The 25,364-nt window shown below is 68.0% G+C and carries 18 protein-coding genes, 2 tRNA genes and 9 pseudogenes; 12 read left to right on the top strand and 17 right to left on the bottom strand.

Annotated elements, in window-relative coordinates:
* The first annotated feature begins 241 nt into the window (after window positions 1-241).
* Window positions 242-803: pseudogene (locus ACODNG_RS14765) on the top strand (TATA-box-binding protein).
* Between the two features lie 124 nt (window positions 804-927).
* On the opposite strand, the pseudogene ACODNG_RS14760 reads toward ACODNG_RS14765, so the two are convergent.
* The 5 genes and pseudogenes from ACODNG_RS14760 to ACODNG_RS14740 all read right to left on the bottom strand — a co-directional run.
* Window positions 928-2,134 (bottom strand): annotated as a pseudogene (locus ACODNG_RS14760) (Cdc6/Cdc18 family protein).
* Window positions 2,135-2,811: 677 nt separating this feature from the next.
* Window positions 2,812-3,624: a MarR family transcriptional regulator gene (locus tag ACODNG_RS14755; protein ID WP_434521906.1), complete on the bottom strand. Its 813-nt coding sequence runs from the start codon at window positions 3,622-3,624 to the stop codon at window positions 2,812-2,814.
* Window positions 3,625-3,834: 210 nt separating this feature from the next.
* A pseudogene (locus ACODNG_RS14750) lies at window positions 3,835-6,086 on the bottom strand (NADP-dependent malic enzyme).
* 130 nt (window positions 6,087-6,216) lie between these two features.
* The gene (locus tag ACODNG_RS14745) at window positions 6,217-6,645 is read right to left on the bottom strand and encodes a DUF7544 domain-containing protein (RefSeq protein WP_434521905.1); all 429 of its coding nucleotides are present in this window, start codon (window positions 6,643-6,645) and stop codon (window positions 6,217-6,219) included.
* A 7-nt stretch (window positions 6,646-6,652) separates the two neighbouring features.
* A pseudogene (locus tag ACODNG_RS14740) lies at window positions 6,653-7,315 on the bottom strand (DUF7544 domain-containing protein); the annotation flags it as partial.
* A gap of 126 nt (window positions 7,316-7,441) precedes the next feature.
* On the opposite strand from ACODNG_RS14740, the gene ACODNG_RS14735 reads away from it, so the two are divergent.
* Window positions 7,442-8,275 (top strand): DUF7117 family protein, encoded by an 834-nt coding sequence (locus tag ACODNG_RS14735; RefSeq protein ID WP_434521904.1) that lies wholly within the window; start codon window positions 7,442-7,444, stop codon window positions 8,273-8,275.
* 33 nt (window positions 8,276-8,308) lie between these two features.
* Here ACODNG_RS14735 and ACODNG_RS14730 read toward each other — a convergent pair.
* From ACODNG_RS14730 to ACODNG_RS14685, 10 genes and pseudogenes are all read right to left on the bottom strand, one after another.
* Window positions 8,309-9,033, bottom strand: a pseudogene (locus tag ACODNG_RS14730) (fumarylacetoacetate hydrolase family protein).
* Window positions 9,034-9,107: 74 nt separating this feature from the next.
* Complete coding sequence (locus ACODNG_RS14725) at window positions 9,108-9,581, bottom strand: hypothetical protein (protein ID WP_434521903.1); 474 nt, start codon at window positions 9,579-9,581, stop codon at window positions 9,108-9,110.
* A complete protein-coding gene (locus ACODNG_RS14720; protein ID WP_434523112.1) occupies window positions 9,581-9,967 on the bottom strand; it encodes a hypothetical protein in 387 nt (128 codons plus the stop codon). Before ACODNG_RS14720 ends, ACODNG_RS14725 begins: the two co-directional genes overlap by 1 nt.
* Window positions 9,941-10,219, bottom strand: a pseudogene (locus tag ACODNG_RS14715) (ubiquitin-like small modifier protein 1); the annotation flags it as partial. The gene ACODNG_RS14720 and the pseudogene ACODNG_RS14715, both read right to left, overlap by 27 nt.
* Before the next feature lie 99 nt (window positions 10,220-10,318).
* Window positions 10,319-10,696: pseudogene (locus ACODNG_RS14710) on the bottom strand (hypothetical protein); the annotation flags it as partial.
* Between the two features lie 74 nt (window positions 10,697-10,770).
* On the bottom strand, window positions 10,771-11,769 hold the full coding sequence (locus tag ACODNG_RS14705; RefSeq protein WP_434521902.1) for a PhoU domain-containing protein: 999 nt from the start codon (window positions 11,767-11,769) through the stop codon (window positions 10,771-10,773).
* A 195-nt stretch (window positions 11,770-11,964) separates the two neighbouring features.
* Window positions 11,965-12,912, bottom strand: a complete 948-nt coding sequence (locus ACODNG_RS14700) for a D-2-hydroxyacid dehydrogenase (RefSeq protein WP_434521901.1) — start codon at window positions 12,910-12,912, stop codon at window positions 11,965-11,967.
* A gap of 69 nt (window positions 12,913-12,981) precedes the next feature.
* Window positions 12,982-14,175, bottom strand: coding sequence for a cystathionine gamma-synthase (locus ACODNG_RS14695; protein ID WP_434521900.1), 1,194 nt, complete (start codon window positions 14,173-14,175; stop codon window positions 12,982-12,984).
* A gap of 105 nt (window positions 14,176-14,280) precedes the next feature.
* Window positions 14,281-14,390, bottom strand: a tRNA-Glu gene (locus tag ACODNG_RS14690).
* Window positions 14,391-14,495: 105 nt separating this feature from the next.
* Window positions 14,496-15,062: a peptidylprolyl isomerase gene (locus tag ACODNG_RS14685; RefSeq protein ID WP_434521899.1), complete on the bottom strand. Its 567-nt coding sequence runs from the start codon at window positions 15,060-15,062 to the stop codon at window positions 14,496-14,498.
* A gap of 103 nt (window positions 15,063-15,165) precedes the next feature.
* On the opposite strand from ACODNG_RS14685, the gene ACODNG_RS14680 reads away from it, so the two are divergent.
* From ACODNG_RS14680 to truA, 3 genes and pseudogenes are all read left to right on the top strand, one after another.
* On the top strand, window positions 15,166-15,366 hold the full coding sequence (locus ACODNG_RS14680) for a XapX domain-containing protein (protein ID WP_424015123.1): 201 nt from the start codon (window positions 15,166-15,168) through the stop codon (window positions 15,364-15,366).
* Between the two features lie 139 nt (window positions 15,367-15,505).
* Window positions 15,506-15,982 (top strand): universal stress protein, encoded by a 477-nt coding sequence (locus ACODNG_RS14675; RefSeq protein WP_434521898.1) that lies wholly within the window; start codon window positions 15,506-15,508, stop codon window positions 15,980-15,982.
* Window positions 15,979-16,895, top strand: a pseudogene (gene truA / locus ACODNG_RS14670) (tRNA pseudouridine(38-40) synthase TruA). The gene ACODNG_RS14675 and the pseudogene truA overlap by 4 nt, the downstream one beginning before the upstream one ends.
* A 27-nt stretch (window positions 16,896-16,922) precedes the next feature.
* Here truA and ACODNG_RS14665 read toward each other — a convergent pair.
* Window positions 16,923-17,456 (bottom strand): Rrf2 family transcriptional regulator, encoded by a 534-nt coding sequence (locus ACODNG_RS14665; protein ID WP_434521897.1) that lies wholly within the window; start codon window positions 17,454-17,456, stop codon window positions 16,923-16,925.
* Between the two features lie 505 nt (window positions 17,457-17,961).
* Between ACODNG_RS14665 and nadE the strand changes: the two genes are divergently transcribed.
* Complete coding sequence (gene nadE / locus ACODNG_RS14660) at window positions 17,962-18,960, top strand: NAD(+) synthase (RefSeq protein ID WP_434521896.1); 999 nt, start codon at window positions 17,962-17,964, stop codon at window positions 18,958-18,960.
* A gap of 49 nt (window positions 18,961-19,009) precedes the next feature.
* On the opposite strand, the gene ACODNG_RS14655 is transcribed toward nadE, so the two are convergent.
* Window positions 19,010-20,443, bottom strand: coding sequence for a M28 family peptidase (locus tag ACODNG_RS14655; RefSeq protein WP_434521895.1), 1,434 nt, complete (start codon window positions 20,441-20,443; stop codon window positions 19,010-19,012).
* A 119-nt stretch (window positions 20,444-20,562) separates the two neighbouring features.
* Here ACODNG_RS14655 and ACODNG_RS14650 point away from each other — a divergent pair.
* The 6 genes and pseudogenes from ACODNG_RS14650 (at window position 20,563) to ACODNG_RS14625 (ending at window position 25,318) form a co-directional block, all read left to right on the top strand.
* Window positions 20,563-20,633, top strand: a tRNA-Gly gene (locus tag ACODNG_RS14650).
* 239 nt (window positions 20,634-20,872) lie between these two features.
* Window positions 20,873-22,161: pseudogene (locus ACODNG_RS14645) on the top strand (TIGR00300 family protein).
* Window positions 22,158-22,691 (top strand): GNAT family N-acetyltransferase, encoded by a 534-nt coding sequence (locus tag ACODNG_RS14640; protein ID WP_434521894.1) that lies wholly within the window; start codon window positions 22,158-22,160, stop codon window positions 22,689-22,691. The pseudogene ACODNG_RS14645 and the gene ACODNG_RS14640 overlap by 4 nt, the downstream one beginning before the upstream one ends.
* A gap of 71 nt (window positions 22,692-22,762) precedes the next feature.
* The gene (locus ACODNG_RS14635) at window positions 22,763-23,752 is read left to right on the top strand and encodes a Gfo/Idh/MocA family protein (RefSeq protein WP_434521893.1); all 990 of its coding nucleotides are present in this window, start codon (window positions 22,763-22,765) and stop codon (window positions 23,750-23,752) included.
* A gap of 96 nt (window positions 23,753-23,848) precedes the next feature.
* Window positions 23,849-24,274 (top strand): universal stress protein, encoded by a 426-nt coding sequence (locus ACODNG_RS14630; protein ID WP_434521892.1) that lies wholly within the window; start codon window positions 23,849-23,851, stop codon window positions 24,272-24,274.
* Window positions 24,275-24,445: 171 nt separating this feature from the next.
* Entirely contained in the window at window positions 24,446-25,318 is an 873-nt protein-coding gene (locus ACODNG_RS14625) for a sulfurtransferase (protein WP_434521891.1), read from the top strand.
* Window positions 25,319-25,364 lie beyond the last annotated feature (46 nt).

The following is a 25,364-nucleotide window of genomic DNA, read 5'->3' as shown; positions in this document are numbered from 1 at the left end:
ATGGAACAACTTTCGAGGATCAGATCCGGCGGGGTGAGTTGACATCGGAAGCGAGTGGCAGTCGTCGAGCAGTCAGACAGAGACCTGCCACCGGCAGATATGTCTGAAATATATCATAGTTGTCGGCCGCGTTCTGGTGTCTCACGCGTGTGTAGGATCGAACGAAAACACACTCTGGGGAGAGCCGGTCGTTTATACCACGGGCGTTTATAAGGGAGGGGGACACATATAAAAGCGAACGATGACGAACCCTGCAGACTCGATCGAGATTCAGAACGTTGTTCGCATCGACGGGTATCGGCCAGGAGCTCGATTTGGAGGCGCTCGCAGAGGACCTTCCGGGCGCAGATTTCAACCCCGACAACTTCCCCGGACTCGTGTACCGTACTCAGGAGCCGAAGGCCGCCGCGCTCATTTTCCGCTCAGGAAAGATCGTCTGTACGGGGGCGAAAAGCATCGACGACGTCCACGAAGCGCTCGGCATCATCTTCGAGAAGCTCCGCGGCCTCCAGATCCCCGTTGAGGAGGACCCGGAGATAACCGTTCAGAACATTGTGTCGAGCGCGGATCTCGGACACAACCTCAACCTCAACGCCCTCGCGATCGGTCTCGGTCTCGAAGACGTGGAGTACGAACCGGAGCAGTTCCCCGGACTCGTCTACCGGATGGATGAACCCGAAGTCGTCATCCTCCTCTTCGGGAGCGGAAAGATCGTTATCACGGGCGGCAAGCGCACCGACGACGCCGAAGAGGCGGTCGAAGAGATCGTCGAACGTATCGAAGGGCTCGGGCTGCTCGGCTGACGCGGTCTCGCATCGATCGGTCTGTTCGGAGCCTCGTCTGGGCGAAGAAGTGGTATCGCGGCCGACAGTCAGTGTCGATCGGCCGGAGATCAGTGTGTCGATCGAGCGGTTGCGTGCGGTCCGGCTACGTTTCCTCGTCGTCCTCGGTGAGGACCTCTTTCACGACGCCCGGGTCCTCGAGCAGTTGGTGTTTCGTGTAACTTCCCTCGGCGCTGCCGCCGCTGTGTTTCGACTGTTCGATGATGTCGAGAAACGCGTGTTCTTTCAGGAGGTCGCGGACGCGTCGCAGCGAGAGACTGTCGGAGCCTTCCTGTCGACAGATGTTCTCGTATATCTCGTACACGCGGCTCGTTCGGAAGCCGTCCTGCCGACCGTTCGAGAGCGATAACAGTGCGAGCGCTTGGAGGACGTACCGCGAGTGAGGGGTAGATCCCCGGATGAGTTCCCGGAATCGATCGGTCTCCGCCCGCTCGCGTGCCTGCGTGACGAACTCCTCGCGGACGGTGGGTTCGGCGTTCGACTGTGCGATCTCGCCGGCGTACCGGAGGATATCGATCGCCTTCCGAGCGTCGCCGTGTTCACGTGCGGCGAGGGCGGCGGCGCGGGGGATCGTCGACGGTTCGAGGACGTCGTCGTGGAACGCGTCCGCACGCGCCTGCATGATCTCCCTGAGTTGGTTCGCGTCGTACGGCGGGAAGACGAACTCGCGTTCACAGAGACTCGATTTGACGCGCTCGTCCATTCGGTCCTTGTACTGAATTTTGTTGCTGATCCCGACGACTCCGAGCTTACAGTCAGTGATCTTCCCGGCCTCACCGGCACGAGACAGTTGCATTCAGGATGGCGTCGTCGTCGAGCTTATCGATCTCGTCGAGGAGGATCAGGACGACGTCGTATCGCTGATCGAGGATCCGCCAGAGGCGTTTGTAGTACGTGGAGGTCGAGAGCCCCTTGTCGGGGACGTTGATGCCGGTCTCTTCGGGATCGTTGACGCCTTCGGCGATCGTCTGAACCGCCTGCGTCTCCGTGGTGTCTTGCGCACAGTCGACGTAAGCGAACGTCGCCGTGACGCCTTCCTCGCTGGCGGTCGAGACGAGTCGCTTCGAGACGTACTTCGCACACAGCGATTTCCCGGTGCCCGTCTTTCCGTAGATGAGTACGTTGCTCGGACTCTGTCCGAAGATCGCCGGATTGACCGCCGTCGCCAGGTCGGCGATCTCGTCGTCTCGGCCGACGATGCGTCCTTCACCCGGCAGATGGCTGATCTCGAGGAGCTCCTTGTTCGCGAAGATGGGGTCCTCCCTCGTGAAGAGGTCGTCCGCTGCGTCCATGAGGGAGACACCGGGTTTCCGGTGAAATGCGTTCTGTTTCGTGACCGCACGCGGGGCGCGATCGAAGAGCTGATCGGTCGTCGAGACACACACCGTGTTTCCGGTGAAATGGGGGAGGCGGGTGGGGGACGCAGTGAGCGGGGTAAGCTCGCGGGCAAGCCAAGAGAGAAAACAGTCAGAGAACAAGCGGGACAAGAGCGAGACAAGGGTCTGAGAACAAGCGGGACAACGGTCTGAAGACGATAGGGCCGGCGATCTGAGAGTGAGTACAGCTGCGACCCGAGGGGATGATGGTGCGCTTGAGACTCAGAATTCGGATCTAATAGACGAAGACCGGATTCTAACGGAAACGCGGAAGCGGGCGCGAGGAAGAGTCGACGAGAAAACGCCCAACCGCCTCATTTCACCGGAAACACGGTGTTCGATAAGATAGTCGGGCCAAGCCGTCGAGGGGAGACCACGTTTCCGGTGAAACTCCAAGTATCGCTCAGCGAGCTGTCGCTCAATCTGCTTGACGAGCTTTACTCCGGAATGAGTGATAAAACCTGTTGTTTCAGATCGGTCACAAAGATCGAGCCAACACTCCGGCGACACCAACCCCACCCCACTACAGCCCAATTTCACCGGAAACACGGTGTGTCTCTCCAATCAGAGATCGGCTCCGACCGCTCTTCGGGTTACCGTTCGAGAGAGTCTCGAACCTCGTACCGCACGCCGTCCTCGCGGAGTCGCGTCGTGTGCCGAGAGAGCTCGTCGGTCGACACGAGCAACAGCACGTCCAGGCCGCGAAGAGCAGCCTGCGAGACGCCCGCAGCCGAACCGAACCGCACGTCCGGCCGAACTCCCGCTCGGGTCGCGAGCGCGTACGCCTCCGTCCCGCCGACCGCGATCAAGTCCGCCCCCGCAGCACGATCGGTAATGACGTCGGCGGACGGCGGCTCTCCTTCAGTCACCGCCGGGACGGGAACGACCGTCACCACGCCCGGATCGTACTCGACGACCCCTTCGAAGTCGGTAACGCCGACCGCCTCTCCCGACTCACCGCCGGTGACGGCGACGGCGGTCGCCGATCCCCCCTCGGGAACGGCGTGTAACACGCCGTCGCGCATCGCGAGACCGACCTCGTCTCCCTCTTCGACCGTGTCGGTCGCCACCGCGGCGTCGACATCGACGCTACCCAGAACGTCGTCGGACACGCGAGCGACGAACTCCGAGAGGGCGTCGGTTCGCGTGATAATCCAGTCGACCCCCTCTTTCGTCACCTCGTACCGGCCGCGACCGCGTTTCTCCACGAATCCCCCGTCGACCAAATCCCGGACGTAGTCGCTTACGGCCTGTGAGGTCACGCCGATGACGTCCGCGATCTCCTCCTGACTCACCGCCGGTTGTCGCGCGGCGATTTCGACGAGAACCCGGTATCGAGTCGCGTCGCGCCGGTTGTCGAGCACCCGCGGTGCGGTCGCCTCTCCCGAATCCTCGCTCGGTCCCATATCAATGCTGTCGTAGTTGGAAACAAGTAAAATTGGTGTGCCGATCGTCGTGTACGCGAGAATCCCTGTGGGGGAGAGTTGCCATGCGCGAGAATCGTAATGTTCGCGAGAATCATAATGTTCGCGAGAGTTTCTCGCGAACAAACAGAACCCGAGACCGCACTGCGGTCGCGACCGGTGGCTACGAGATCGGAACCGAGATTGGGCGAATTACTCCTGCGCGTCGACGACGGCGACGCTGGCGAGGTTGACGATGTCTTTCACCTCGTCGCCGCGCTGAAGCACGTGGACCGGCTCGTCCATCCCGACGAGCATCGGGCCGATGGCCTCGGCGCCGCCGAGCCGCTGGAGCAGCTTGTATCCGATGTTCCCGGCTTCGAGGTTCGGGAACACGAGGACGTTCGCGGCCTCGTCGAGTTCGGAGAACTCGTAGGTTCCGTTGAGGATGTCGTCGACGACCGCGGTGTCGGCCTCGATCTCGCCGTCGACGGGGAAGTCGACGCCGTCGTCGGACTGGAGAATCCCCACCGCGTCCCGCGGCTTCCGCGTCCCCGCGTTGTCGACGCTGCCGAAGTTGGAGTACGATAGCACCGCCGCGCGCGGTTCGACGTTAAACCGGCGTGCGAGGTCCGCCGTGTGGCGCGTGACCTCCGCCAGCGTCTCCGCGTCCGGATCCTGATTGACGGTCGTGTCCGCACAGAAGATGACCCGGTTCTTGAACGTGAGCATGTACACGCCGGCGACGGTGTCGGTGTCGGCCGCGGATCCGACGACCTGAAGCGGCGGCCGGAGCGCCGAGGGGTAATGGTGCGTGAGTCCGGTGAGCATCGCGTCGACGTCGCCGGTCTCTACCATCACGCTCCCGAGGTAGTTGGTGTCGCGTTTGACCAGGTCGTCCGCCTCGCGTTTCGTGATCCCTTTCCGCTTGCGAAGCTCGTACAGCCGCTCGCCGTACGTGGAAACGTCTCGGTTGTCGGGGTCGACCACTTCGGGGTGGAACGAGAGACCGAGCTCCGCCGCGGTCCGAGAAATCGTGTCTGCGTCGCCGAGCAACACCGGCTCCGCGATCCCCTGCTCGGAGAGCTGATAGGCCGCGCGGATCATCTTCTCGTCGGTGCCCTCCGCGAGCGCGATCCGCTTCGGGTCGCTCTTCGCTTTGTTCAACACGACCCGCATCATCTCCCGGGACTTCCCCAGGCGCGCTTCGAGCCGCTCCCGGTACTGTTCCAGGTCGATCTCGGTCCGAGCCGATCCGGACTCCATCGCCGCCTCCGCGACGCGCGGCGCCAGCTCGAACAGCACTCGCGGGTCGAGCGGCTTCGGGATGACGTAGTCGGGACCGAACTGGAGCGGGTCGTCGCCGTACGCCTTCACGACCGCGTCCGGAACGTCCTTGCGCGCGAGGTCGGCAAGCGCCTCCGCCGCGGCGGCCTTCATCTCCTCGTTGATCTCCGTCGCGCGTACGTCGAGCGCGCCGCGGAACAGGAACGGGAACCCGAGCACGTTGTTCACCATGTTCGGGTAGTCCGACCGGCCCGTCGCCATGATAACCGTGTCCTCGCGCGCGTCCTTCGCGTCCTCGTAGGTGATCTCGGGGTCCGGGTTCGCCATCGCGAAGATGATCGGGTCGGCGGCCATCGAGCGGACCATCTCCTGCGAGACGATACCGCCGACGGAGAGACCGACGAACACGTCGGCGCCTTCCATGGCGTCCGCGAGGTCTCCCCCTCGACCGGCGTGGCGAACTGGCTTTTGTACTCGTTGACCTCGCCCGCCTCGACGCGCGCCTCGGTGATGATGCCCGAGGAGTCGCACATCGTGATGTTCTCCTTGCGCGCGCCCGAGGAGACGTAAAACCGAGCCGTCGCGATGGCCGACGCGCCGGCGCCGGAGAAGACGATATCGAGCTCGGAGAGGTCCTTATCGGAGATGTCGACCGCATTCATCAGCGCCGCGCCGGAGATGATCGCGGTGCCGTGCTGGTCGTCGTGGAACACCGGGACGTCCATCTCGTCGCGGAGCCGCTCCTCGATTTTGAAACACTCGGGGGCCTTGATGTCCTCGAGGTTGATCCCGCCGAACGTCGGCTCCATCGCCTTCACCGCCTCGCAGAACGGGTCGACGGAGTCGATGTCGAGCTCGATGTCGAACACGTCGATGTCGGCGAACCGCTTGAACAGCACGCCTTTCCCCTCCATGACGGGCTTCGACGCGGCCGCGCCGATGTCGCCGAGTCCGAGGACGGCGGACCCGTTCGACACGACGGCGACGAGGTTCCCCTTCGCCGTGTACTCGAAGACCGACTCGGGGTCGGCCGCGATGTCGCGACACGGCGCCGCGACCCCCGGCGAGTACGCCAGCGAGAGGTCTCGCTGCGTGTTCGTGGGCTTCGTCGTCTCGATCTCAATCTTCCCGGGCGGCTCCTGTCGGTGGTACTCCCGCGCGTCGTCGTCTAATCCCATGTCTCCCTCCATTCATGAACGGAGTAAAAAGCTATCCGATGGTGTCGAATATGTGATTCGACGTTCGACGATCCCCAGTCGCTCTCCGGGGGACTCTTCGCGTCCGCAACGCCCCTCGATATCGGGTGCGTCAAGCCGAATCTCCGGCCGCCTCTGGCTCGGCACCCGAGATAAGCGCCGACCCCAGCAGCGCCGAATCCGGATCGATGCCGGCGAGCGTCGAGACCTCGTACGCGATCAGGTACGTCCGCGCCACCAGCCGAACCGGGAGCGAGAGAGCCACGGCCGCGGCGACCGCGCAAACGAGAACCGTCGCGAGGACGACCGTCCCTACGGTCGTTCCGATCAACGCCCCGAGTCCGCCGAGCGGAACCGCCGCGAGCGCGAGCGCGACGAGGGCGACCACGGCGACGACCCCCCCGACGAAGGCGACCGCGACGGCCTGAACGAATCCGACGCCGGCCGCGACGACCGCGTGAACCGCGAGGTAGGCGACGAGATCGAATCCACGATCCGCGAAAGGAAGCCCAGACGCGACGCCACCCGGCGAGCACGCCAACGTCGCGGGCGACCATCGTCGGCGCAACGAACTCGAACGTGAACCGACCGCCGAGAGCGCCGACCACGCCAACCACGGCGCTGAACGCGCCGAGCGCCGCGATTGCGGCCGTCGACAGCCCGGAGAGCCCGCCGACAGAAACGCCGAGAACGCGCACCGCGCCGGGACCGAGGGCGACGACGAACGCGACCGCGGGAATCGCGGACGCGACCGCGAGCGTCGTCGCGAACCCGAAGAGACCCAGCGCCTGCCGAAACCGATCGCGGAGCGGTCGCCAGAGTGCGACCTCGGTCGCGGCGAGCGCGTCGTAGAAGACGAGCCGAAACGCGACCGAGCACACGGCGAGAGCGACTCCCACGAGCAGCGCTCCGAGCGCGATCGCGACGATCAGCGCGTCGTCGAGACCGGCGACTCGCTCGCTCCAGGTACCGACGACGCGTTCGAGTCGCATCGGTCCGACTCCGGTCGGGGAAATCTCGGTCCACAGGCCGATTCCGGCTGCCGAAACACCGAAATGCGACGCGCCGACCCGCGACGCTCCGGCGGTCCCGCCCGCCATCACGAGCGCGAGGAACGCGAGCTTCACCCACCGCACCGCCTCGAAGGGGAAGAGAAACCGCCGCGTCGCGTCGACGGCGCGGTCGAGCGCGTCGACGGCGTGCCAGCTCATACCGACCGTTCGCCGGAGAGCGTCAAATAGGCTGGCACCTGCGCGGTCAGCGAACGAGGAACCGATCCCGCGATCCGACGCCACCGACCCGCAGTCGTTTAGGGCGGACGCGACGAACCGGTACGCATGAAAGTCCGCGGCGAACGCGAGTGTCAGTCCTGCGGCACGCGGTGGTCGTACTACGAGACGGGCTCCGTCGCGTGTCCGAGCTGCGGCGACCTGCGCAGCGTCGGCGTGGACGCCCGCACCGCGCACACCGACGCGGCCGTCACGCTCGACCTCGCCGCCCACCGCGAGCGGTTCGGCGACGCACCCGACACCCTCCCCCGGTCGGGAGTCGACGAACTCCAGTCGGACCTCCGGGAGTACTGCCGGAAACGCGGGTTCATCGACGGCGGACGTCTCCTCCCCCTCGACGGTACCTATCTCGCTGCCCGCGAGCTGCTGGAGGCCGTCGACTGCTTCGAGCGGCTGCGGGACCCGACCGACGCCGACCGCGAGTACCTCCTCGAACTGCTCGCCGGCGCCGACGACGGCGAGCGACCGCCCGCCGACGAGGTCCCGACCGCCCTCCGCGAAGCCCGGGGAATGGCGGCCGTGCGCGCGGTCGAGGCGTACCGCGGCGACGTGATCGACTTCCTCGACGAACTGGAAGCCGGCGCTAATCCGGATGAACCCGACGAAATCAACGGCGACGATGGGGCGGCCGTCTCCGCCGGGGGCGAGCGGCCGGTAGCCAGAATCGGTCCGGCCCGAGACGCCTTCGAGCGCCTCCGCGACCGCGTCACGCGCGTCGACGCTCTCGGGGGCGACGTGCCGCCCGCGAGCGCGGACGCCCTCGTCGAGGCCGCCGACGCGCTCGGGGAGTACGTTCGGACCGGCGACGAGTCGACGCTGGCGGCCGCAGACGACCTGATCGACGAGGCGAGCGTCGACGACCTCGACTCCACGGGTCGCTGAGTCCGACCGGGTCACCCGTCCGAACCGAACTCCTCACACGGAGTCCGGCGCGACAACCGCGTTCGAGAGCGTGCCGACACCCTCGTAGGTGATCTCGACGCGCTCGCCCGGTTCGACGAGACCGGGGTTCGCGGGGCTACCGAAGGCGATACAGTCGCCCGGCTCGAACGTGAACCGCTTCGAGAGGTACGAGACCACCTCGAGCGGGCCGAACAGCATCAGTTCGGTGTTGGCGTCCTGGCGCGTCTCCCCGCCCACGGTCGTTTCGATGTCAAGATTCGTCGGGTCCACGTCGGTCTCGATCCACGGTCCCAGCGGCGCCGACCCGTCGAACGCCTTGCGGGCGGTCCGTCCCTGCTGGTCGAGCGCGTCGACGTCGTTCATGACCGTGTAGCCGCGCACGGCGTCGGGAACGTCCGCGGGCGCGAGGTCGCGGCAGCGCTCGTCGATCACCGCGACCAGTTCGCCGGCGTAGGTCAGCTCCTCGGTCCACTCGGGGTACCGAATCGCCTTGCCGTGCGCCAGCAGACTCGCCGGCGGTTTGACGAAGAAGTCCGGCTCCTCAGGGCGCTCGTAGTCCATCTGGTCGAGCGTCTCGGCGTAGTTCCGGCCGACGCAGTACAGCGCGGTGGGGTCGCACGGGGGAGCAGTCGCCCGTCGCGACCGACCTCGTAGCGACCGTCGTCGGCGACAACCGCGCCGTCGTCGTAGCGGCCGGCGACGGGACCGTCTGGCGTGAGCAGTCGAGCGAGTCGCATGCGGACACGTGCGCGCTACGCCGTGAAAAGGATCGGTGACGGCGTAAAATGGATTGGTGACGGCCAGATCGAGTTCAGTCGCCGTCGCCGCCGTCCGCATCGACGTCGTCGCCGTCCGCATCGACACCGTCCGCATCAACCCCGATCACGACGCCAGACCGGATCTCCAGCGCGGTGTCGAACTCCGCCCGTCGACCGCTCCCGGAACCGATCCGTTCGACGGCGGCCTCGTGGGCGCGGACCACGGCGTCGCGCTCGCGCTCGGAGAACCCGAGCCGGTCGCCGACCGCCTCCCAGTGATCGGGTTCGACGAGGAACGTCTCACGGTCCGACTCGGCCGAGATCCGCTCGTATCGCCGGCGATACGCGTCGACTCTGGGACCGAGGTCGGCCTGAACGCGCGCGAGCAACTTCGGGACGCGCGCGGCCGGCACGCTCGCGAGCGCGGCCGTCTTCACCAGCGCGGTCCCCTCGATCGGATACGGGCCCGTGTCCTGCTCGGCGCCGTCTCCGTCTCCACGGGTCCCGCTATCGGCGTCGTCGGACATCACCCGCCGGCACGCATGGCTTTTTGCTTGTACTTCGGAAGCAGGTCGGCGAGCGCGTCGGGGTCGCCAGCGAACTCGGCGGTCACCTCCGTGATCCTGATGGCGGCCGCGGCGGTCACCTTCTCGGCGCTGAGGGTCACCCGCCACCCCTCGCCGTCCACGCGGGTCGCCTCCGCGGGGTCGTCGGTCCCCACCAGTTCGCCGCCCAGGTTCCTGAGGTAGTGGGCCGCGAGCCGACGCGAGATACCGCGGTACGCCACCGTCTTGCGCTCCCAGCCGTCCTCCGCGGGCGGGAGGTCGGTCTCGTCCGCGTTCGCGTCGTCGCCGGTCGCCTCCGCCGCAGCCGACCCGTCGTCTCCCGCGCCCCCCGCGACCGGTGGGAACACGGAGAGCCGGTCGCTGTCCGCCATCGGCGTGTCGAGGCCGTCGAGGTGGAGCACCTCGCGGCCGTTCTTCAGGACGTTGATCTGCGGCGCGAGGTCGCCGTCGACGATCAGTCGACCCTCCATCCCCTCGTACTCCGACTCCAGCTCGCGCAGCACGTCGCCGACGGTGGAGCCGTCGGCGAACTCCGCGTTCACCGTCTTCCCGCCGGCGGCCTCGCGAAACGTGGCGAAGAACCGCAGTTCCAGTTCCATATCCGTACGTCGGGTCGCGGCGGCTTAAAAGCGGCCGGCCGCGGAAGGCGGTACGACGGCGGACCGCGGCCGAGGAGCCGGCGCGTCGCCGATTACAGATTCTGAGAGCCGGATCCCGTCTTCGACCAGCCGGAAGTTCCGCTCGCGGTCGAGGTCGTCGGCGAGCCACTCGTGATCGTACAGCTGGCCGATCAGTTCGAGGTAGAGGTTCCGCCACGCGATGGCGTAGATGGGCGACTGGCCCCACGCGCGCAGCTCCGGGACGAACTCGTGGTACGTGCTCGCCTGCGTCTCCATGCGCTCGACCGCGTCGGCGACGACCTCGGCCGCCTCGTCCGGGTCCGCCTCCGCGAGGGCGTCGTTCAGCCGGGACTGGATCCCGGCGATGGCGCGTCGCATGTCGCGTTCGGCGGTCCCCTCCTCCTCCGGAAGCGACTCGACGACGCCCTTCGGCACGCCGAGTTCGATCTCTGGCATGCGATCCTCTCGGGAGAGCGCGGGCAAAAAACCCGTTCACCCGGCGGCGAAATTCGCGGCGAACCGGACTCCAGTTACGGCGTCGGGGCGGCCTTCTGAAGCGCCGTCTCGGCGATATTTCCGCCGTAGTCGGCCGACCGGAGGACGGAGTCGACGACCAGCCCGAGCAGCTGCGCCCGCGTCGGGTCGAGGTCGCGGAGGAGTTCGTCGATGGAGCGGACGCGCTCGTCGATCGCTCTGACGCCGGTCCGCGCCTCGTTGGCCCGGCGGGTCGCGGCGTCGGTGTCGTCGTCGAACAGCGCGTCCATCGCCGTGTCGATCACGTCGACGGCGTCGTCGTGGAGGTCGCTCACCGCCTCGACAACCTCGTCGGGCAGCGGGTCGTCGATGTTCAGCGTCAGGTGCGCGATCTTCGTCGCGTGGTCGCCGATCCGCTCTAACTGCCTCGCGCTGGAGTGGTAGTCGAAACACTCCTCGCGCGGAAGCCCCAGCTCCTCGGCGGCCTTCGGCGTCCGCAGCGTGGCGCGGAAGATCCGCGAGACGACGAGCCACAGCCGGTCGAGGTCGTCGTCGCGGCCGATCACGTCGCGCGCGAGGTCGTGGTCGCGCTCCGCGAGCGCGGTGATCGCGTCCTCCAGCATCGACAGCGATATCAGCCGCATCCGCGTGACAGCGTTGTGGATTGAAAGCTCCGAGGAGTCGAGTAAGTCCTGTACGACGACGCGGTCGCGCGTCTCCTCTAACACCTCCAGGCCGACGAGACTCTGGACCGCATCGCGGATCGTCGACCGCTGCTCGGTGGTGATATCCGCGGCCTCCAGTTCGATGACGTCGAACCCGCTGACGTACATCGTCGTCACCGCGCGCCGAAGCGCCTGCCCGGTCAGGTCCGCGATGTCGAGCGTCCCCCGCGTCCGCTCGACGTCGGATCTGGGCGTGAGAAACAGCGAGTCGCCGTCCGGGTGGAACTCGATCTCCGTCCCAGCCTCGACGTCGTTGTCGGTCGCCCATGTCTTCGGAATCGAGACCGTGTACGTCGAACCGCCGGTGACCTGGACCTTCCGCGTTTCCATATCAACCCCTCTGGAGCGGATCACCTTAATTTTGATCAAAATATATACCTCTGTATTGCCCTAAATTCGACCCGTATCTCCGAGCTTCGTCGAGCGTCCCGGCCGTACCCCACGAGATAACGGAAGAAAAAGCGGTCAAACAGCCCTGATTATATAGGGATATATAGACAGTACCGTCCCCTCGGGACGGTTCGCTCACACCACCCGGTTTCGCAGGTCGTCGCCGGCGTCCAGCCGCGCGACGTTGTCCGCGAGGATGTCCGCGACGCGCTCGTAGTACTCGGGCGTGTGGCCGGCGTTGTGCGGCGTGATCGTCGCGTTCGACAGTCCCCACAGCGGGTGGTCCTCCGGAAGCGGCTCGGGGTCGGTGACGTCGAGCGCCGCGCCGCGGATGCGGTTGTTTCGGAGCTCCGTCACCAAGGCGTCGGTGTCGACGACCGGGCCGCGCGCGATGTTGACCAGAACCGCGTCGGGCCGCATCGTCCGGAGCGCGTCCGCGTCGACCAGCCCCCGCGTCGCGTCCGTGAGCGGGCACGCCAACACGACGTACTCCGCGTCGGAGACGGCCTCGTGGAACTCGTCGAACCCGTACACCTCGTCGGTCGGCCCGCCCTTCCCGGGGGAGTAGCGGACGCCGACCGTCTCGACGTCGAACGACTCCAGCCGGTCGACGACCGCCCGCCCGATGGCCCCGAGTCCGACCACGGCGACCGTCGAGCCGTACACCTCCGTCGTCTCGTAGGTGCGCCACTCGCGGCGGGACTGCTGGCGGTACGCCCGGTGGAACTGTCGCGCGTGCGCGATCATCGACCCGACGACGTGCTCGGCGATGTTCGGCCCGTGGACGCCCGACGCGTTCGTCACGGCAACCTCGTGGTCGGCGAGCAGTTCCCGCGGCAGGTGTCCCGTTCCCGCGAACACGCAGGCGAACAGTTCCAGCTCCTCGGCGACGGCGAGTAGCTCCTCGTCGATGTTGAGACCGACGGCGACCCGGGCGCCCCGGATCAGGTCGCGCTCTTCCGCCGGCGTCCGCGCCCGCACCACCTCGGCCCCGGGGAGTCGCTCGCGGATCGCGTTCGCCAGTTCGTCGGGACCGAGTCCGTGGATCGTCTGTCGAAGCACCAAGACGTCTGGATCGCTCATACGGGCAGTCTCGCCGGAATCGGTAAAAATGGTGTCAGTCGGGCGCCCGCGCGACCGGTGATTCCTCGCTTACGACAGAGCCGCGTCGAACGCCGCCCGGAGGTCGGCCTTCATGTCGTCGACGTGTTCGATCCCCACGGAGACCCGAATGAGACCGTCGGTGAGTCCGGCCGCGAGCCGCTCCTCGCGCGGGATGGCAGCGTGGGTCATCGCCGCGGGCTGCTCGATCAGGCTCTCGACGCCGCCGAGCGACTCCGCGAGGGTGAACACCTCGGTCTCGCTCACGACCGTCGACGCCTCTTCGAGGGTGCCGTCCAGCTCGAACGAGAGCATGCCGCCGAAGTCGTCCATCTGCTCGGCCGCCAGCTCGTGGTCCGGGTGCGACTCCAGCCCGGGGTAGTAGACGCGCTCGACCGCGTCGTGCCCCTCTAGCCACTCCGCGAGTTCCATGGCGTTCTCGCAGTGGCGGTCCATCCGGACGGGGAGCGTCTTCGTCCCGCGGAGCACGAGGAACGCGTCGAACGGGCCGGGCGTCGCGCCGACCGAATTCTGGTAGAAGCCGAGCCGCTCGTCCAGCTCCTCGTCGTCGACAATGAGGGCGCCGCCGATGGTGTCCGAGTGGCCGCCGAGGTACTTCGTCAGCGACTGAGAGACGATGTCCGCGCCGTGTTCGAGCGGGCGCTGGAGGTACGGCGTCGCGAAGGTGTTGTCGACCGCACAGAGCGCGTCGCCCTCGTGGGCGATATCGGCGAGCGCGCCGATGTCGTTGACGTTCATGAGGGGGTTCGTCGGCGTCTCGACCCACACCAGTTCCGTCTCCTCGCGCATCGCCGCCCGGACCGCGTCGTGGTCGGTGGTGTCGACGAAGCTGGTCTCGATGTCGTACTCGTCGTACACCTGCGTCAAGATCCGGTGGGTGCCGCCGTACACGTCGTCGCCGGCGACGACGTGGTCGCCCGCGGACAGCAGGTTGAGGACGGTGTTGATCGCGCCCATGCCCGAGGAGAAACAGCGGGCGTGGCTGCCCGACTCCAGCGAGGCGAGGTTCGCTTCGAGGTCGGTTCGCGTCGGGTTTCCGGTCCGGCTGTACTCGTAGCCGCGGTGGTCGCCCGGCGCGTCCTGCTCGTACGTGGAGTTCGCGTGGATCGGCGTCATCAGCGCGCCCGTCTCCGGGTCCGGCTCCTGTCCGGCGTGGATCGCGCGGGTCTCGAAGCGGCGGTCGTCAGCGCTCTCGCCGTCGCTGGCGTCAGATCGGTCGCTCATAAGTGGGTCTCGTCGCCGAGGCTGGTGATTCTTCCCCTTTGGACCGCTTACAGGAAGGCTGCGCGCCCGCGAGACGAGAACCGTCGCTCGCGGAGTGAGAGTGGATGCTCGGTCAGGGATTTGAACCCTGGTCGTCGGCTGACTTCCGAACCGGCGCCGAGGGCGCCGCGTCCGCCGAAAGGCCAACATGATTGGCCGGACTACACCAACCGAGCGTAAACGACGCTTACGCCGGGGACAATTTAACTCTTCTCAACTCCCCGCAGCGTGGGAGGGTAGCGCACGCAAATGATTCCGCACTCCGTCGCGGAATCCCAGAGTTACTCGTCGATGTCGACCTTCTCGATCTCGACGGCCTCGCGGGGGTCGTCGTTGCGCCCGGTCGGCACGCCGCCGATCTCCTCGACGACATCCATCCCGTCGATGACCTGACCGAAGACGGCGTGTTTGCCGTCGAGGTGCGGCGTGGCGTCGAGCGTGATGAAGAACTGCGAGCCGTTCGTGTTCGGGCCGGAGTTCGCCATCGAGAGGATTCCGGGGCCGTCGTGGGTGAGGTCGTCGTGGAACTCGTCGTCGAACTGGTAGCCGGGTCCGCCGCGGCCGTTCTCCATCGGGTCGCCGCCCTGGATCATGAAGTCGTCGATGACGCGGTGGAAGACGATGCCCTCGTACAGCGAGTCGCCGCGGACCTCGCCGGTCTTGGGGTCCTCCCACGTGTTCGTGTCGCGCGCCGGCTCCGCGTCGGCGGCGGGGTCGTGACGGGCCAGGCCGAGGAAGTTCTCGACCGTCTTCGGGGCGCGGTCGGCGAACAGCTCGACGACGATGTCGCCGTGGTTGGTCTGGAGCGTCACCTGCGGGTTGTCGGGGTCGGAAACCTCTCGTGCCATGTTCCCGGAGTGGGACGCGCGTCGGAAAACCCTGCCCATCCGCGAGAGCGGGTCGCCGGGGGCGAACACCGCGTTTATAAACGAACGCCGCGGACGCGTCGACATGAGTTCGACTCCCGTTTTGACCGTCGCCGCGCTCCTCGTCGGGGTGACGGTCGGCGCGCTGTTCGCGTTCCTCCGCGTCCCGATCCCCGCGCCCCCGGAGCTTCCGGGCGTGGTGGCAATCGTCGGGATCTACCTCGGGTTCAAGCTCGTCGGCTACGCCGGCGTCGGCTTCGACCTGCTCGACGCGCTCGGGCTGTAACGCTCGCCGGCCCGACGCTTCCAGACCCAGCCCGACGCTCCCAGATCCAGCCCGACGCTCCCAGACCCGGCCCGACGCTCCCAGACCCGTCCGCTCCCCGGTCGGTATCGTTTTCCACCAGGCGCGAGCAGTGTCGCGTATGTACAACGACATCCTCCTGCCCGTCGCGCCCGGCGGCGAGGCGAACGACGCGATCCCGCACGCGATCAGCCTCGCCGAGCGGTACGACGCCACCGTCCACGTCGTCTCGGCCGCCGACACCGCGGCCGACACGCTCGCGGGACCGCAGACCGGGGCGTTCTCCGACCGACTCGCGGACGCGGCCGAAGAGCGCGTGGAGGAGGTGACCGCGGAGCTGGAGGCCGCCGGCGTGGAGGCGGTCGGAAACGTCGTCCGCGGCGAGCCGCTGGACGTCATCGAGAACGCGGTCGACGACGGCGCCGACATCGTCGTCATGCCAAGCCACACCCGCCGGGGGATCCGTCGACTCCTCCTCGGTAGCGTGACGGAGAAAGTCATTCGCGTCGCGTCCGTGCCCGTGGTGACGGTTCCGATGGCCGACTCCGAAGAGACGACGGAGGAAAGCGACGCGGACGGCGCGTCCGAGGTCCGGTGACGAGCGACTCAACCGCGCGGGAGACGGTCACCCGCGCGTTCCGGGTCGCGTACGACGGCCGGGAGTACGCCGGATTTCAGCGCCAGCCGCACGCCCGCACAGTCGCGGACGCGCTCCTCGACGCGCTCGCCGAACACGGCGTCGTCGAGCCGGGAGACGGCCCGACCCACGCCACGCCCCCGGGCTACGCCGCCGCGGGTCGGACCGACGCGGGGGTCTCGGCGGTGGCCCAGACCGTCGCGTTCGAGGCGCCGACGTGGCTCACGCCGCGCGCGTTCAACGGCCACCTGCCGGGATCGGTCCGCGTGTGGGCCGCGGCCGACGTCGAGGACGGGTTCCACGCGACCCACGACGCGGTCCGACGGACGTACCGATACCACCTCTACGCGCCCGAATCCGACGAAGGCAATCCCTCTGGCGCCGCGCACCGCGACCCGGAACACGCGGTCGACGACGACCGGTTCCGCGCCGCACTCGCGCGGTTCGACGGCGAACGCGACTTCCACAACCTGACGACCGACGACGCGGGGACGGTCCGCGACCTCGACGCGCGGGCGACCCGAGAGGGGGACACGCTCGTCGTCGAACTCGCCGCGGACGGCTTCCCGCGGGCGCTCGTGCGTCGGGTCGTCGCCGCGGCCCGCGCCGTCGGTCGGGGGACCGCCGACCTCGCGTGGATCGAGCGACTGCTCTCGGCCGAGCCGGTCTCGGGGGAACGCGGCGTCGGTCCGGCGCCCCGGAGCCGCTCGTGCTGTGGGACGTGACCTACCCCGACGCGGCGTTCGCGGTCGACCCCGAGGCCGCGGAGAGCGCCCGCGTCGCCTTCGGCGAGCGACACCGGGACGCCCGCCACGCCGCGGCCGCCACCGGCGTGGTGCGCGACAGGCTGTCCTCGGCTATCGACGGGGAATGACTCGATCCCGACGGAGAGCCGCGGAGCTTACGCCGCCGATCCGCCCGCGGGCGTCTCCATCCCGTCGACGCGGACCAGCAGGCTGTTGCCGTCGACGTTCGTCGCGTCGACCACGCCCGAGAGCCGCAGGCCGGTGGCGGGCGTCGGGCCGACGGTCACGTGGTCGCCGGTGTCGAACGGAGCGACCGGCCCGCGGATCACGAGCTCGGCGCGACACAGCTCGGGATTCGCGACGCTCGACAGGTCGATCTCCGCGACGGTGACGTCCTCGACGGGGGCGCCCTCGCGCTCGACCGGAGTCGTCGCTGCGTCCTCGAGCCGCTCGATGCCGAGAGTGTCGTACGCGCCGTCGGTGGGGACGTAGCCGCCGTCCGGGCCGGCGACTCCCTCGACGAGACCGAGCGTTCGGAGGCTCCCCATCCGGTTCCGAACCGTCCCCGGGTTGCGGTCGATGGCGTCGGCTATCTCGCGTCCCTGTACCGGAGCGTCTCGGCCCTCGGAAAGGTTCACGAGCGCGGTGAGCACCCGGCCCTGACTCGAACTCAACTGAATGTCGGACATAGACAAACGGACACGAATCTGTTTGATAAATGTTCGTGTATAACGACATTATATGCTTAGAACTCTTCTCTTACGGAGTTCTACTTTAGATTCACAACTAAAATGGAGTAGGTCTGTCCAACATACTGAATCAGCGTTTTCTAATCAACAATTTACCTGACTATGTAGTGTTCTTGCTAGTATATCAAAATGAATATCGAGTTCTGTCGTCGTTTATGGATAAGACAGGCAGTACTGTACCAATTCCTTATACGATCTACACCGCAAGTATTTACCAACACGACCGGAAGCGGCGAGCGACAGATGACGATCCAACGTGACGATCGGGACCGTCCGCCGAGACGTACCGGCGCTCCGCGGCGAATCGACGGCGACCCGCCGAGACGGCGAGTGCGACGAACGGGCCGGACTAAGGGGACGAAATGCCAGACGGAGGGGACGAAATACCGGACTAAGGGGATGGAATGCCGGACTGAGAGGGTAGATCGTCGGACTGGGGGAGCGGATGGCTGACCGCGACTCGGCGTTCGATCTCGGCGGGGACGCGGCAGCCGGGCGTTCGACGGGAGATCCCGCGTCGAACGAGAGCCGCTCAACCGCCGCCGACCGGAATCGACCCCGTCTCGGCTCGCTCCTCCCGGATCGGGACCCCGCGATCGAGCGGGATCGGGCCGGCTCGTTCATCGCCGAGCGAGTGGGCGCCGCGGGCGCCGACGGCGTGGTGGTGAACATGAGCGGCGGACTCGACTCGACGGTGACGGCCGCGCTCGCGGTCGAAGCGCTCGGCGCCGATCGCGTCTACGGGCTGATACTCCCGTGTAACAAGATCGGCGCGCCGCACGCCCGCGACGCCGAGGCGCTCGCGGAGGCGCTCGACATCGAACACGACACGGTCCACCTCCAGCCGCTGTTCGCGCAGTTCGGCGCGGTCGTTCCCGACCGGTTCGACCTCCACGACGAGCCGGTTCGGTCCGGCAACGCGGTCGCGCGCCTCCGGATGGCCGTCGCGTACCTCGCCGCCAACGCGACGAACCGCCTGGTCTGTGGCACAGCGAACCGCAGCGAACTCCTCTTGGGGTACCTGACGAAACACGGCGACGGCGCGGCCGACCTGTTCCCGCTGGGTCACCTCTACAAGACCGACGTCCGGGCGCTCGCCGCCGACCTCGACGTACCGGAGTTCGTCGTCGAGAAGGCGCCCACGGCCGGGTTCCTCCCGGGACAGCGCGACGCCGACGACCTGGGCGCTCCCTACGAGGTCGTCGACCCCGTCCTCCACCTCGGCGTCGACCGCGGACTCGACCCCGAGTCGGTCGTCGAGCGGATCGCGGCGGCCGTCGCCGAAACCGACGCGGACGCGGGCGACGACAGCGGTGGCGACGGGACGCCCGCCGGCGAACTCGCCGCCGTCGACCGCGAACTCGTCGCGGACCTCCTCGGCCGCCACCGCGCGACGGCGCACAAGCGGCTGCCGCCGCCGACGCCGGACGCGGACCTAAACTGACGGGCGGGCGGCGACGCGTCGGCGCCGGTCCCGCCGCGACGACGGCGCGTCAGTCCCAGTCGGCGGGCCAGAGGTCGGCGGCGCGCATCCCCGTCTCGAAGTCGGCCTCGCGGAACGCGGCCGCGAGTTCGTCCCGGTCGAGCCGCGGCAGGTCGCGCTCCGCGGAAGCGAACTCGGCGACGAGTAGGGCGATCAGCATCGCGTGTTCGCGAACGTTCCGGTCGTCGACCTTGTCGCGGGTGTCCGCGTGGGTGTGGCCCCACCCCCGGCCGCGGTCGCCCGAGTCGCTGTGGAGCTGGAGCGCCGGCACGCCGCGGCGCACGAACGGCCACTGGTCGGAGAACGGGTGCGGCTGCGCGTCGATCTCGATCGGCTGCCGAGTCGCGGTCGACACCGCCTCCGCGACCGACGCGGCCGCCGTGGAGGCGTGCGCGAGCGCGATCAGGTTACGAAATCGCCCCGCGCCGTCGACGTTGACCACGCCCTTCACCCGGTCGAGGTCCAGGCGTTCCGCGAGGTGCTCCGCGCCGAGCAGTCCCACCTCCTCGGCGCCGACCGCGACGACGTCGACCCCGACCGGAAGGTCGGCGTCCGCGAGGATCCCGGCCGCGGTCGCGACCGTCGCGATGCCGCAGCCGTTGTCGAGCGCGCCCTCGGCGATGTCGTGGGCGTCGTAGTGGGCAAGCAGGAGGACGCGCTCGTCGGTGTCGGGTCCGGCGCTCCCGATCACGTTGCGGCTCTCGCCCGGCGTCGTCGACGCCTCGACGGAGAGTTCAGCCTGCGCGACGGAGGGATTCCCACTCTCGTCCCCACCGCCGACCGCGTACTCGCGGAGCCACGCGCCGGTCTCCTTCGAGACGCCGACGGCGACCGCCTCGGCCTCCTCGCCGAACGTGAGCGAACCGGTGGGGGGCAGCTGGCCGTCGAGGTGGTTGACGAACACGAAGCCGACCGCGCCCGAATCGATCGCGTAGCCGAACTTCTCCATCCGGTGGACGAACCGACCGCCGGAGGGCGTCGTCGTCGAGGCGACCGCGATCCGCCCCTCGACGTCGCGCTCGTCGATCTCCGCCGGGGTGCCGTAGCCGACGTCGACGAGTTCGCCGGCGACGCTCCCTGCCGGAGAGTACGGGAGCGCCAACGCTTCGAACGAGCGCGTCGACGGCTCGCCGTCCCGGTCCGAGACGGTCAGGTCGAGCGACGCCGACCCGCGCTCCCAGGCCGGGAGGTCGAACGGCTCCGTGCGCACGTCCGCGAGTCCGGCGCGCTCGAAGGCGTTCGCGACGAGTCCGGCGGCCCGGCGCTCGCCCTCGCTGCCGGCCATGCGGCTCCCGATCGCGGTGAGGTCGGTGAGGAAGCGCCACGGGTCGTCGTCGGTCCACGTCGCGCCGAGCGCGGGAGCGAGTTCGGCCGCTCGCTCGCGCACGCGGTCGACCGCGGCGGCCGCGTCCGATCGCGTCGCGTCTGCTGTGTCGTCGGTCATGGGCGTGCCTCCGTCGGTGACGGCTTAAGCGTGTGGCTCGCGGCACTCGGGCGTTCGAGTCCGGGCCGCGCCCGCCGAAACGCTACGTTGAAGTGGGACGGTCGGGTACGTCAGTTCGCGCACCGTTGGTCCAGTGGTAGGACATTAGCTTCCCAAGCTAATAGCCCGGGTTCAATTCCCGGACGGTGCATTTCTCGAACGTAGTGAGAGAAATCATCAGACGGAATTGAACCCTATCAGTCGCGCGCAGCGAGTGAAACGAGCGAGCACGTCTGATTCCGGTTCAATTCCCGGACGGTCCGATTTCTCGCGGCGAGCAATTCCGCGAGTCACAGGTGTGTTAAGGGCCACGCCGGAACGTGTTCCGCGATTGGTAGTTCCCGACAGGGCCAGGGAAACGCGTTTCCCCGGCGGGCGCGACGCCCCCGTATGACCCACTCGCGGACGGTCGAACTGGAGGGCCACATCATCGACAGCGGGACGATGCGAGCGCTGCTTCGGCGCGGTGATGGACCTCGGCGGCTCGTTCGATGTCGAGCGGTTCGACGTCGGGAAACACGAAACCGAGGAGTCGTACTGCCGACTGACCGTCTCCGCGGACGACCCCGAGACGCTGCGGGCCATCCTCCACGAACTCCACCAGAACGGCGCGGTGTTAGAGGACCCCTCGGAGGTGGAGCTCGTCGCGGCGCCCGCGGACAAGGTTGTCCCGCCGGACTTCTACTCGACGACGAACCACCCGACCGAGGTCCTGTACGACGGCGAGTGGATCGGCGTCGAGCGAATCGAGATGGACTGCGCGCTGGTGGTGGAACCCGAGCCGGCAGCGGACGCCGGCGAGGGGAACCGAGCGGATGCCTCGGGCGGTACGGACGGCTCGCCTCGCGCGTACACCAAGACGCTCAACGCGGTCGAGGAGGGCGACCTCGTCGCGACCGACGAGTCCGGGATCCGGGTGAATCCGCCCGAGCGCCCCCGGAGCGGTGGCGGCGCGTTCGGCTTCATCGCAGGGCGGCGTCTCGGCCGAGCGCCCCTCGGAGTCGACGATCCGCGAAGTCGCCGAGGAACTCCGCGCGGTGAAAGAGGCGGGCGGCAACGTGATGGTCGTCGCCGGCCCGGCGGTGATCCACTCGGGGGCGGGCGATGCGCTCGCCGATCTGGTCGCGGCGGGGTACGTCGACGCGCTCTCGGCGGGCAACGGCTTCGCCACCCACGACCTGGAGCGCTCCATTTACGGCACCTCGCTCGGGATGGACGTCGAGACGCTCGAACACCCGCGGAAGGGGCACAAACACCACATCTGGACTATCTCAGAGATCATCCGCGCCGGCGGGATCGAGTCCGCCGTCGAGGACGGGATCGTCACGGAGGGCGTGATGTACGAGTGCGTGGAACACGGCGTCGACACGGTCCTCGCGGGGTCGATCCGCGACGACGGGCCGCTCCCCGACACGATCACCGACGCGGTGGAAGCGCAGGACGCGATCCGCGAGCAGGCCCACGACGCCGACCTCGTGATCATGCTCGCCACACTGCTCCACTCCGTCGCGGTCGGGAACTGCCTCCCGTCGACCACCAAGACCGTCTGCGTCGACATCAACCCGGCCACCGTCACCCAGCTGCTCGACCGCGGCTCCGCGCAGGCGATCGGGATGGTCACCGACATCGGGACCTTCGTCCCGACGCTCGCGGAGTTCGTGCTGGAGGAGGAGAAATGACGCTCGAAATCCGACCCTACGACCGCAAGCGGGACGCGGACGGCCTGTACGAGTCGAAGGTCGCCTTCGAGCGAGGCCTCGGCGAAAAGACAGGGGGAGACGAGAAGGCGGCCGCGTACGAGGGCAAGCTCACCGACGCCTACCGCGAGCGGTGGCTCGACTGGGTCGACCGCTGCGTCGACGACGATCCCCGGTGCGTGACCGTCGCGGTCAACGGGGTCGCCGCCGAGGACGACCCCGCGGAGGAAGCGGTGGTCGGCTACGTCTTCGTCCTCCCCGAGCGCATGGCGATGGTATGGGACGCGGCGGTCCTGAACGAACTGTACGTCGCGCCCGAGCACCGCGGGACCGGCGTCGCCGACGACCTGATGGACGCCGCCCTCGCGCTCGCGGCCGATCAGGACCTCCCGCTCGACCGGCTGGTCCTCGACGTCGACCCCGCGAACGAGCGCGCGAGGGGGTTCTACGAGCGCCGCGGCTTCGAGTCGTGGGGCGAGATGGTCGCGCGGCCGCTGGACGAGGACGCCTGACGAGGCCCGACGTCGCGCCCGTCCGTTCCGACTCCCGAAGCTACAAGCGCGCTCGAGCGTTCTCGACGGCCGTGATACAGATCGGTATCGTCGGCTGCGGCGTGATCGGGAACCGCCTCGCCGCGGCGATAGACGGCCACGAACGGTTCGAACTGGCGGCCGCCTGCGACCTCGACGCGGACCGCGCCGCGTCGCTCGCGGCCGACCACGGCACCGACCGCACCGCGACGACGACCGACCACGAGGCGCTCGTCGAGCGCGACGACATCGACGCCGTCTACGTCGGCGTGCCCCCGCTCGCCCACCGCGAGGTGGTCGCCGACGCGCTCGCGGCCGACAAGCACGTGATCTGCGAGAAGCCCATCGCGGCCGACGCGGGGACCGGGCGCGAACTCGTCGCGCTCGCCGAGGAGACCGACCGCGTGACGGCCGTGAACCTCCCCTTCCGCTACACGCCGGGATTCGTCCAGCTTCGCGAGGCGGTCGCCGCGGGCGAGGTCGGCGACCCGCGACGGGTCGAACTCCAGTTCCGGTTCCCGGAGTGGCCCCGCGAGTGGCAGGACGTGGCGTGGCTGGAGTCGCGCGAGCAGGGCGGCCCGCTCCGCGAGGTCGGGACCCATTTCCTCTTCGGCGTTCAGGAGCTGTTCGGTCCCGTCGAGACCGTCTCCGCCGATGTCGGCTACTCGGGACCGGAGGCCTACGAGGACGACGTCGTCGGGACCTTCCGGGCCGACGGCGTCCGCGGGACGATCGACCTGCTCTGCGACCACGAGGGCGACGAGGAGAACGTCATCACCGTCGTCGGTGACGAGGCGTCGCTGTCGCTGACGGAGTGGTACCGACTCGTTCGGAACCGCGGCCGCGAGGACGAGGCGACGCTCGTCGACGAGCGCGGCGACACCGTGAGCGCGCTCCTGACGGAGTTCGCGAGCGCGGTCGACGGCGACGGCGGCGACCTCGTCTCCTTCGCGGCGGCGACGCGCGTTCAGGAGGTGCTCGACGCGATCCACCTCTCTGAGGGCGACCGCGTTCGGCCGGGAGCGGACGACAGCGAAGCGTAATCGGCCACGGACGGCAACGAGGCGTAAGTCGGCCGCGGCGTCGCGGGACGGGAACGCCCGGCAGGAATTATGTGTCTCTCGGACCCATCTCCGTACATGAGCTACCTCGTTGCGACCGACGGGTCGACGGAGAGCGACGAAGCCGTCCGGTACGCGGCGCGGCAGGCGGTCGCGTTCTACGAGACGCTCGAGATCGCCCACGTGTTGACGCCGGACTCGGAGCTCGTCGACGGGACGATCATTCTCCCCGGCGAGGAGGCCGCCGTCGAGGCCGGCCAGGGCGTTTTAGAGAGCGCCCGCAGCGTCGCGGAGGAGGCGGTCGGCGACGAGTCGATCGACGTGGAGACCCAACTGCTCACGGGGCGTCCCGCCGACGCGCTCACCGAGTACGCGGCCGACGAGGCCGTCGACGCCATCTACGTCGGCCACCGCGGACTCTCGGAGGAGCGCGAGCAGGTCGTCGGCAGCGTCGCGAAGAGCGTCGTCGACAAGGCCGACGTGCCCGTGACGGTGATCCGATAGGCGTCGGGCGCTCTGCGACGGATGTCCCGAGCAGTCGAGGTCACCGACGCGACCCCGAGCGATCGGGGTCACCGACGCGACCGTCCCCGGGAGCGACGGGTGCGTCAGAGACGCTGGCAAGGACCACCGTTATCGGGCCTTCAAAACCGGTTGGGGACCTAACGGGTACTGATGCCAGAAGACGTACTCGTCACGGCGGATTGGGTGGAATCGAACCTCGACGCGTTCCAGGACGACGACTCCGACCTCCGGCTCGTCGAGATCAATAACCCGACCGTCACCGACGAGTCGGAGTACACGCCCTACGAGGAGGGCCACATCCCCGGCGCGCTCAACTTCGAGTGGGACGCCGTGTTCACCGACGAGACGGAGCGCGACATCGTCTCGAAGGAGAACTTCTCGGCCCGAAACGGCGAGGGCGGGATCGACGCCGACACGACGGTCGTCGTCTACGGCGGCGGCCGCGTCCCGAACTGGTTCGCGCTGTTCGGCTACTGGATCTACAAGTACTACGGTCACGACGACATCCGCGTGATCGACGGCGGGAAGGGCTACTGGGTCGCGAACGACTACCCGCTCTCCACCGAGGAGCCGGACTTCACGCCCCGCGAGTACGAGGCTCGCGGTCCCTTCGAGAGCGTCCGCGCGTACAAAGACGACATCGACAACGCCATCGAAGAGGGGCTCCCGATGGTCGACGTGCGCTCCCCCGAGGAGTTCTCCGGCGAGGTCATCGCGCCCGAGGGACTCAACGAGACGGCCCAGCGCGGCGGCCACATCCCCGGCGCGAGCAACGTCCCGATCGGGACCACCCTGAACGAGGACGGCACGTTCAAGAGCGCGGACGAGCTCCGCGAACTGTACTCGGACGCCGGCGTCGACGGCGACGAGTCGACGATCGCCTACTGCCGCGTCGGCGAGCGCTCGTCGATCGAGTGGTTCCTCCTGTACGAGCTGCTCGGTTACGACGACGTCCGCAACTACGACGGCTCGTGGACCGAGTGGGGGAACCTCGTCGGCGCGCCGATCGAGACGGGCGAGTAACGCGCGGTCGCGGTCGCTGACCGCTGTGTTGTCTTTTAAGTAACCG

The sequence above is a fragment of the Halorubrum sp. AS12 genome, from assembly GCF_051122765.1.
Taxonomy (GTDB): Archaea; Halobacteriota; Halobacteria; order Halobacteriales; family Haloferacaceae; genus Halorubrum; species Halorubrum trapanicum.
The sequence above is the reverse complement of the archived record's forward strand: the minus strand, read 5'-3'. Positions and strand labels throughout refer to the sequence as shown.

Bases quoted from the DNA above. Each gene is read 5' to 3' on its own strand.
- ACODNG_RS14755 (WP_434521906.1), bottom strand. From the start codon at position 3,624: ATGGGACCGAGCGAGGATTCGGGAGAGGCGACCGCACCGCGGGTGCTC.
- ACODNG_RS14735 (WP_434521904.1), top strand. From the start codon at position 7,442: ATGAAAGTCCGCGGCGAACGCGAGTGTCAGTCCTGCGGCACGCGGTGG.
- ACODNG_RS14725 (WP_434521903.1), bottom strand. From the start codon at position 9,581: ATGTCCGACGACGCCGATAGCGGGACCCGTGGAGACGGAGACGGCGCC.
- ACODNG_RS14705 (WP_434521902.1), bottom strand. From the start codon at position 11,769: ATGGAAACGCGGAAGGTCCAGGTCACCGGCGGTTCGACGTACACGGTC.
- ACODNG_RS14700 (WP_434521901.1), bottom strand. From the start codon at position 12,912: ATGAGCGATCCAGACGTCTTGGTGCTTCGACAGACGATCCACGGACTC.
- ACODNG_RS14695 (WP_434521900.1), bottom strand. From the start codon at position 14,175: ATGAGCGACCGATCTGACGCCAGCGACGGCGAGAGCGCTGACGACCGC.
- ACODNG_RS14685 (WP_434521899.1), bottom strand. From the start codon at position 15,062: ATGGCACGAGAGGTTTCCGACCCCGACAACCCGCAGGTGACGCTCCAG.
- ACODNG_RS14680 (WP_424015123.1), top strand. From the start codon at position 15,166: ATGAGTTCGACTCCCGTTTTGACCGTCGCCGCGCTCCTCGTCGGGGTG.
- ACODNG_RS14675 (WP_434521898.1), top strand. From the start codon at position 15,506: ATGTACAACGACATCCTCCTGCCCGTCGCGCCCGGCGGCGAGGCGAAC.
- ACODNG_RS14665 (WP_434521897.1), bottom strand. From the start codon at position 17,456: ATGTCCGACATTCAGTTGAGTTCGAGTCAGGGCCGGGTGCTCACCGCG.
- nadE (WP_434521896.1), top strand. From the start codon at position 17,962: ATGGCTGACCGCGACTCGGCGTTCGATCTCGGCGGGGACGCGGCAGCC.
- ACODNG_RS14655 (WP_434521895.1), bottom strand. From the start codon at position 20,443: ATGACCGACGACACAGCAGACGCGACGCGATCGGACGCGGCCGCCGCG.
- ACODNG_RS14640 (WP_434521894.1), top strand. From the start codon at position 22,158: ATGACGCTCGAAATCCGACCCTACGACCGCAAGCGGGACGCGGACGGC.
- ACODNG_RS14630 (WP_434521892.1), top strand. From the start codon at position 23,849: ATGAGCTACCTCGTTGCGACCGACGGGTCGACGGAGAGCGACGAAGCC.
- ACODNG_RS14625 (WP_434521891.1), top strand. From the start codon at position 24,446: ATGCCAGAAGACGTACTCGTCACGGCGGATTGGGTGGAATCGAACCTC.